Genomic DNA, 6279 nt, shown 5'->3' with positions numbered 1-6279 from the left:
CGTGAGCTGGTTATTGACCCGAAGTGAAAATTTCAAACCTGGCCGTGCGGTGCGACCGTCTCCCGGGCTCCCATTACGCTGCCCGTATGCGAGTCGGGGTGCTGGGAGCGAAAGGCAAAGTCGGGACGGCGATGTGCGCGGCCGTGCGAGACGCCGACGACCTGACGCTGTCTGCCGAGGTCGACGCCGGTGACGCGCTGAGCCTGTTCACCGACAGCGGCACCGAGGTGGTCATCGATTTCACCCACCCCGACGTCGTCATGGACAACCTGAAGTTTCTGATCGACAACGGCATTCACGCCGTGGTCGGCACCACCGGTTTCACCGAGGACCGGTTGCAGTCAGTCCGCGGCTGGTTGGCCGGCAGCCCGCAGACCGCGGTGATGATCGCCCCCAATTTCGCGATCGGTGCGGTGCTGTCGATGTACTTCGCGCAGAAGGCCGCTCCCTACTTCGAGTCCGCCGAGGTCATCGAACTGCACCACCCGCAGAAGGCCGACGCGCCGTCGGGCACCGCCACCCGGACAGCCGCCCTGATTGCGCAGGCCCGACACGGGATGCCGCCCAACCCCGATGCCACCAGCACCGGCCTGCCCGGGGCGCGCGGTGCCGACGTGGACGGGATTCCGGTGCACTCCGTACGGCTCACCGGCCTGGTGGCGCATCAGGAAGTGCTGTTCGGCACCATGGGGGAGACGCTCACCATCCGGCACGACAGTCTGGACCGCACCTCGTTCGTGCCGGGTGTCCTGCTCGCGGTGCGCCAGATTCCGTCCCGGCCCGGTCTGACCATCGGTCTGGAACCGCTACTCGACCTGTGATTCTGCGCATCCAGCTTCTGATCGGGTTTCTCTGCCTGGCCCTGCTGGTCTATTTCGTCATGCTGACCCGCACCGCCGTCGCGCTGCTGCGCACCGGCACTCCCGCCGCCGTCGCACTCGGCGTGGGCGTGCTGCTGCTGCCGATCGTCGGCCTGTGGGCCGTCGTCGCGACCCTGCGGGCGGGATTGGCCCATCAGCGGCTGGCCCGGCTGGCCGGGGAGCAGGGCGCGGAGCTCGACGTCTCCGATCTGCCCCGGCTGCCGTCGGGGCGAATCAAGCGCGACGCCGCGGACGCGCTGTTCGTGACCGTGCGCCGTGACGTCGAGGCCGACCCGGACAACTGGCAGCACTGGTACCGATTGGCGCGCGCCTACGACTACGCCGGCGACCGCAGCCGTGCCCGCGAAGTCATGCGCAAAGCCGTTGCGCTACAAGCTGATCAGTCGCAGCGATGACCACGCTGCTCGTTGTCCACCACACCCCGTCGCCGGCGACCCGGGAGATCCTGGAAGCCGTCCTGGCCGGAGCTCGCGACCCGGAGATCACCGGTGTGGACGTCGTGGTTCGGCCCGCGCTGGCGGCAGGCGTCTCCGACATGCTCGACGCCGACGGTTACCTGTTCGGCACACCGGCGAACTTCGGTTACATGGCGGGTGCGCTCAAGCACTTCTTCGACACGGTCTACTACCCGGTCCTGGATTACATCGCCGGTCGGCCCTACGGTCTGTGGGTGCACGGCAACAACGACACCGCCGGTGCCGTCTCGTCCGTCGAGCGGATCTGTACAGGGCTGGCCCTGGTGAAGTCCGCCGGCGTACTCGAGGTCACCGGTGGCGTCGATGCCGCCGTGCGCCAACAGGCCTATGACTTGGGCGGCACCCTGGCCGCCACATTGACGTGAGTGAGGTGTCATGACCGGATTCGGCAACGCCGCCCTGAGCGCGGCTCCCATCGCCGGTGGAGCATTGCTGGGCTCCCTGGTGGGAACGTTCAAGGGCCCGGATTATCGCGAGCTGATCAAGTCCGACATCGACATACTCGACAGCCTTCCAGAGAACGAAGTCGAACTGCGGGCCGAGTTGCAGCGGAGCATCAACGATCGGGTCTACGAACTGGTCGCGGCCGCAGACCGTGCCAGCGAACTGCGTCAGGCCGCCGGGTCCTATCGCGGCAATTGGCGCGACTCCGTGCTCTTCGTGTGCGCTCTGCTTTTCACCGTGGTGTGGTGGAACGTGCCGCACGACCGAACGAACTGGCTGATCACCTTTATCGTGCTGTTGATCCTTTCGTCGATCGTCGGCATCTACGCCGCCCGTGGCATCCTGCGTGGGCTGTTGCGGTGGCGGCCCGGAGGCCGCCACGCTAGGTGAGGTGCCCGGCGAAGAACGCCTCCATCGCCTGCCAGTGCTTCTCGGCGGCCGCCTCGTCGTAGGGCCCGTTGTCGGTGACGGCGAACCCGTGCCCGGCCGGATACCACTCGATGACGTGCTCCACCCCGGCCGCGGTGAGCGCCGCGTCCAGCGTCTGGGATTGCTCGGGGGTATAGGACGGGTCGTTCTCGGCGGCCCCGACGTAGACCGCCGCCCGGATCCGATCGGCGAGCAGGTGCGGGCTGCCCGGATCGCCCTCGGCGGCCAACCCGCCGCCGTGGAACGACATGGCCGCGGCGACCCGGTCGGGAACCCGCCCGGCCACCATCAGCGAGGTGCGCCCGCCCATGCAGTAGCCGGTGGTGCCGAACCGGTCACCGGCCACCTCCGGCCGGCCGGCCAGGTAGTCGAAGAAGGCGCGGGCGTCGGCGGCCATCACCTCCGGGGTGATCGCCTCCATCATCGCGAACAGCCGGTTGCGCTCCGAGGCGTCGGCGAACACCGACGTCATGTCGAACGGCGCCCAGGCGCCCTTGCGGTAGTAGACGTCGGGCAGCAGCACCGCGTAACCCAGTGCCGCCAGTCGCGCCGCCATGTTCCGCAGCGCGGGCCGGACACCGCCGGCGTCGGGGTACATCACAATCCCCGGCCACGGGCCGGCCCCGTCCGGCGTCGCCAGGACAACCGGACAGACGCCGTCCGGGGTGGTGATCGAATCATCGGTGATCGGCATGTATGTCGTTCTATCAGCCCGCCGGGCCGGACGCTCTATCAGCCGTCAGGGCCGGACGTAGAGTGGTCGGCGTGCCCATCCCGACGCCCTACGAGGATCTGCTGCGCCAGGTGCTTGAGCACGGCACTCCCAAGTCCGACCGCACCGGGACCGGCACCCGAAGCCTCTTCGGCCACCAGTTGCGCTACGACCTGTCTGCCGGCTTCCCGCTGATCACCACCAAGAAGGTGCACCTGAAGTCGGTGATCTACGAACTGCTGTGGTTCCTGCGCGGCGATTCCAACGTGGCGTGGCTGCACGAGCACGGCGTCACCATCTGGGACGAGTGGGCCTCTGCCACCGGTGAACTCGGACCGGTCTACGGGGTGCAGTGGCGGTCGTGGCCGACGCCCTCGGGTGAGCATGTCGACCAGATCAGCGGTGCCGTCGACCTGCTGCGCACCGACCCCGATTCCCGCCGGATCATCGTCTCGGCCTGGAACGTCGCCGATCTGCCCCGGATGGCCCTGGCGCCGTGTCACGCCTTCTTCCAGTTCTACGTCGCCGACGGCAAACTCAGCTGCCAGCTCTACCAGCGCAGCGCCGACATGTTCCTCGGCGTCCCGTTCAACATCGCCAGCTACGCGCTGCTCACCCACATGATGGCCGCCCAGGCCGGCCTGGGTGTCGGCGACTTCGTCTGGACCGGCGGCGACTGCCACATCTACGACAACCACATCGCGCAGGTCACCGAGCAGCTCAGCCGCGACCCGCGGCCGTACCCGGAACTGGTTCTGGCGCATCGAGAGTCGATCTTCGACTACACCTACGACGACATCGTGATCCGCAACTACGACCCGCACCCGGCGATCAAGGCGCCGGTGGCTGTCTAGGTCACTATGTCGGTCTCGCTGATCTGGGCGCAGTCGACCTCCGGCGTCATCGGCCGGGACGGCGGCATTCCCTGGCAGCTGCCCGAGGACCTGGCCCGGTTCAAGGACCTGACCATGGGCCACACCGTGCTGATGGGGCGGCGCACCTGGGAGTCCCTGCCCGTCCGCTTCCGTCCGCTGCCGGGGCGGCGCAACGTCGTCCTGACCCGCAGCGCCGACTACCGCGCCGACGGGGCGGAGGTCATCACCTCGGTGGACGAGGTCCTCGCCGAGCCCGACATCTGGGTGATCGGCGGATCGGAGATCTATCACCTGACCCTGGCCGCGGCCACCCACTGCGAAGTCACCGAGGTCCAGATCGACCTGCGAGCCGATGACGACGACGCCCTGGCCCCGGTGCTCGACGAGTCCTGGATGGGCACCGCCGGGCAGTGGCAGGACAGCACCTCGGGGTTGCGCTACCGATTTCTGAGCTACGTGCGGGTATGACCCGGCTGAGCGCCGCGCAGGCCCGTCGGGTCGCGGTCGCCGCTCAGAGGCTTTCCGCGGCTGGGGCTGACCGACGTCCGCATCGGCGAGCGCGGTGATCTGGCGGCGCACCTTCGCAACTCGGCCACTAGGGTTCCGGCACGCTGATCAGCCACCAACCCCCTACTATCGGTCGGTATGCGGGTGGGTCTTCTTGCTCTGATCGCGGTGGTGGTGTCGCTGTTCGGCTGTGCCAGTGCCAGTGCCGACGAAGGAGGAGCATTGCCCGACATGCTGACCTTGACCGGTTCGGTGGTGTATCGCGAACGTATGGCGCTACCCCCCGACGCGGTCGTGACCGTGACATTGGAGGACATCTCCCGCGCCGACGCGCCGGCGATCACCCTCGGGCAGACCTCGTTCCCCGCGAACGGTCAGCAGGTTCCTATCCCGTTCTCGCTGGTCTACCCCGGTTCGGCGGTGCAGCGCGGCGCTGTCTACGCCGCCCGCGCCCGGGTGACCGTCGGCGATCGGCTGTGGTTCACCACCACGTCGAACAACCCGGTGGACGCGCTGAACCCGGCGCCGATCGAACTGATGATGAACCGTGTCCAGACCGACCCGCCCCCGGCTCCGGACGTCTCGCTCACCGAGACCTACTGGAAACTGATCGAGGTGCGGGGCCAACCCGTCCAGGTGGCCGAAGGCGCGCGCGAGCCCAGCATCGTGCTGCACGCCCAGGACGGCCGCGTCGCCGGTTCCGGCGGGGTGAATCGCCTGATGGGCGGCTACACCCTCGACGGAAATTCGCTCACCTTCTCCCAGATGGCCTCGACGATGATGGCCGGTCCGCCCGAAGCCATGCAGCAGGAGCAGGCGATCCTCGCAGCACTGGGCGCTGTCCGGGGCTTCGGGATCTCCGGCGACCAGCTCACGCTGACCGACGAGACCGGCACGCCGGTGCTCAAGGCGGTCGCGGTAGCCCTGCGGTAGCCGGTTGAACGGTTCAGGCGACAGCATCGTCGGACGCACTAGCGACACTCTCTGCCCGGACCTCCACCAACGCTGCCTGCGCGGCCGCGAGCAGCCGGTGGATTCCCGAATGGATTGCCGTGCAAGAGGTCTCGATCTTCGAGGCGCTCTTCTGGATCGAGCCGGCCGTCTTCTTCACCTCCTCGATCTTGTGCAAATGCTCGATCGCCTCGGTCAGCTTTTCTTGGGCGGTGGCGATCTGCTCGTCGCCCGTGCGAGCCGCAGCGGTGAGGGCAGCCGTCCGCAACATCATCACGATGGTCCGGATCAGGTCGGGATCGTCGGTCTGCGGGTCGAAGGCGAGAATGATCCGCCGGGAGCCGATCACCCGGATCGTCTGGCCGCCATTCTGGTCGGCGGTCCGGACGAGGCCGAGCGCAGCGACTGCCTGCCGGTTGCGCTCGGCCTCGTTGAGGTACTCGGCCCACCCCTTGCGCGCCGAGTCCGTCATCTCGACCACCAACCGGGCGGTACCCCCATCCACGGTCAGCACCCCGTCGCCCTTCTTCGACCGCGGAACCACGCCAGTCGTCGAACGAGTGTCGACGTACTCGTCCCCGAGTCCGGTCGCGATCTGCCCGAGCAGCACGTTCAGCTGGTTCTGGAAGGTGTCGCCCTTGATCGGCGTGACTTTCGCCAGACTGGTACGGGCTTCCTGAAGCTTCAGCGCGACGGTCAGTTCATCGAACTTCTTGGTGACGTGATCGTGGTTCGTGCCGATGAGATCGGTGAGTTCGCGCTGACGGGCCGCCAGTTCGGCGGCGTGCTTGGCCATCGGCGAGGTCGGATCGCTGGGATCGAACTGCTTGGCGGCCTTCTGCAGCAGCTCCGCAGTTCCTGCCCTCATCAAAACGGACTGGACGGTGCGCGACGACGTCAGGGCCAAACTGCGGTCGTCGATCAAGCGGCTGCTCGTCAAGCACAAATACCCGCCCGACAAGCAGCCCGAGGCGATCAAGCTGGTCATCGAGCAGATGGAGGCG

General features: G+C 67.6%; 9 protein-coding genes and 1 pseudogene. 8 read left to right on the top strand and 2 right to left on the bottom strand.

What is annotated here, in order from left to right; genetic code table 11:
* The first annotated feature begins 86 nt into the window (after nucleotides 1-86).
* From dapB to ADBZ6I_RS15175, 4 genes are read left to right on the top strand one after another with little or no spacing between them, the layout of a single operon-like run.
* Nucleotides 87-821 carry a 4-hydroxy-tetrahydrodipicolinate reductase gene (gene dapB, locus ADBZ6I_RS15190; protein ID WP_526385263.1) on the top strand — a complete coding sequence of 245 codons (735 nt, stop codon included), beginning with the start codon at nucleotides 87-89 and terminating at the stop codon, nucleotides 819-821.
* Nucleotides 818-1276, top strand: a complete 459-nt coding sequence (locus tag ADBZ6I_RS15185) for a hypothetical protein (RefSeq protein WP_526385261.1) — start codon at nucleotides 818-820, stop codon at nucleotides 1274-1276. Before dapB ends, ADBZ6I_RS15185 begins: the two co-directional genes overlap by 4 nt.
* A complete protein-coding gene (locus ADBZ6I_RS15180) occupies nucleotides 1273-1722 on the top strand; it encodes a flavodoxin family protein (RefSeq protein ID WP_526385259.1) in 450 nt (149 codons plus the stop codon). Before ADBZ6I_RS15185 ends, ADBZ6I_RS15180 begins: the two co-directional genes overlap by 4 nt.
* Nucleotides 1723-1732: 10 nt before the next feature.
* Nucleotides 1733-2191: a hypothetical protein gene (locus ADBZ6I_RS15175; RefSeq protein ID WP_526385257.1), complete on the top strand. Its 459-nt coding sequence runs from the start codon at nucleotides 1733-1735 to the stop codon at nucleotides 2189-2191.
* Here the strand turns inward: ADBZ6I_RS15175 and ADBZ6I_RS15170 are convergent.
* Complete coding sequence (locus ADBZ6I_RS15170) at nucleotides 2184-2924, bottom strand: dienelactone hydrolase family protein (RefSeq protein ID WP_526385255.1); 741 nt, start codon at nucleotides 2922-2924, stop codon at nucleotides 2184-2186. The genes ADBZ6I_RS15175 and ADBZ6I_RS15170 overlap by 8 nt on opposite strands.
* A 71-nt stretch (nucleotides 2925-2995) precedes the next feature.
* Between ADBZ6I_RS15170 and ADBZ6I_RS15165 the strand changes: the two genes are divergently transcribed.
* From ADBZ6I_RS15165 to ADBZ6I_RS15155, 3 genes are all read left to right on the top strand, one after another.
* Entirely contained in the window at nucleotides 2996-3796 is an 801-nt protein-coding gene (locus tag ADBZ6I_RS15165) for a thymidylate synthase (protein WP_526385253.1), read from the top strand.
* A gap of 6 nt (nucleotides 3797-3802) precedes the next feature.
* On the top strand, nucleotides 3803-4285 hold the full coding sequence (locus tag ADBZ6I_RS15160) for a dihydrofolate reductase (protein WP_526385251.1): 483 nt from the start codon (nucleotides 3803-3805) through the stop codon (nucleotides 4283-4285).
* 177 nt (nucleotides 4286-4462) lie between these two features.
* Entirely contained in the window at nucleotides 4463-5257 is a 795-nt protein-coding gene (locus ADBZ6I_RS15155; protein WP_526385249.1) for an META domain-containing protein, read from the top strand.
* 13 nt (nucleotides 5258-5270) lie between these two features.
* On the opposite strand, the gene ADBZ6I_RS15150 is transcribed toward ADBZ6I_RS15155, so the two are convergent.
* Entirely contained in the window at nucleotides 5271-6182 is a 912-nt protein-coding gene (locus ADBZ6I_RS15150) for a hypothetical protein (protein WP_526385265.1), read from the bottom strand.
* Here ADBZ6I_RS15150 and ADBZ6I_RS15145 point away from each other — a divergent pair.
* Nucleotides 6145-6279, top strand: a pseudogene (locus tag ADBZ6I_RS15145) (type I restriction enzyme endonuclease domain-containing protein); the annotation flags it as partial. The gene ADBZ6I_RS15150 and the pseudogene ADBZ6I_RS15145 overlap by 38 nt on opposite strands.

This window comes from Mycobacterium sp. (assembly GCF_044342925.1).
Taxonomy (GTDB): domain Bacteria; phylum Actinomycetota; class Actinomycetes; order Mycobacteriales; family Mycobacteriaceae; genus Mycobacterium.
The sequence above is the reverse complement of the archived record's forward strand: the minus strand, read 5'-3'. Positions and strand labels throughout refer to the sequence as shown.

Bases quoted from the DNA above. Each gene is read 5' to 3' on its own strand.
- dapB (WP_526385263.1), top strand. From the start codon at position 87: ATGCGAGTCGGGGTGCTGGGAGCGAAAGGCAAAGTCGGGACGGCGATG.
- ADBZ6I_RS15180 (WP_526385259.1), top strand. From the start codon at position 1,273: ATGACCACGCTGCTCGTTGTCCACCACACCCCGTCGCCGGCGACCCGG.
- ADBZ6I_RS15175 (WP_526385257.1), top strand. From the start codon at position 1,733: ATGACCGGATTCGGCAACGCCGCCCTGAGCGCGGCTCCCATCGCCGGT.
- ADBZ6I_RS15170 (WP_526385255.1), bottom strand. From the start codon at position 2,924: ATGCCGATCACCGATGATTCGATCACCACCCCGGACGGCGTCTGTCCG.
- ADBZ6I_RS15160 (WP_526385251.1), top strand. From the start codon at position 3,803: ATGTCGGTCTCGCTGATCTGGGCGCAGTCGACCTCCGGCGTCATCGGC.
- ADBZ6I_RS15155 (WP_526385249.1), top strand. From the start codon at position 4,463: ATGCGGGTGGGTCTTCTTGCTCTGATCGCGGTGGTGGTGTCGCTGTTC.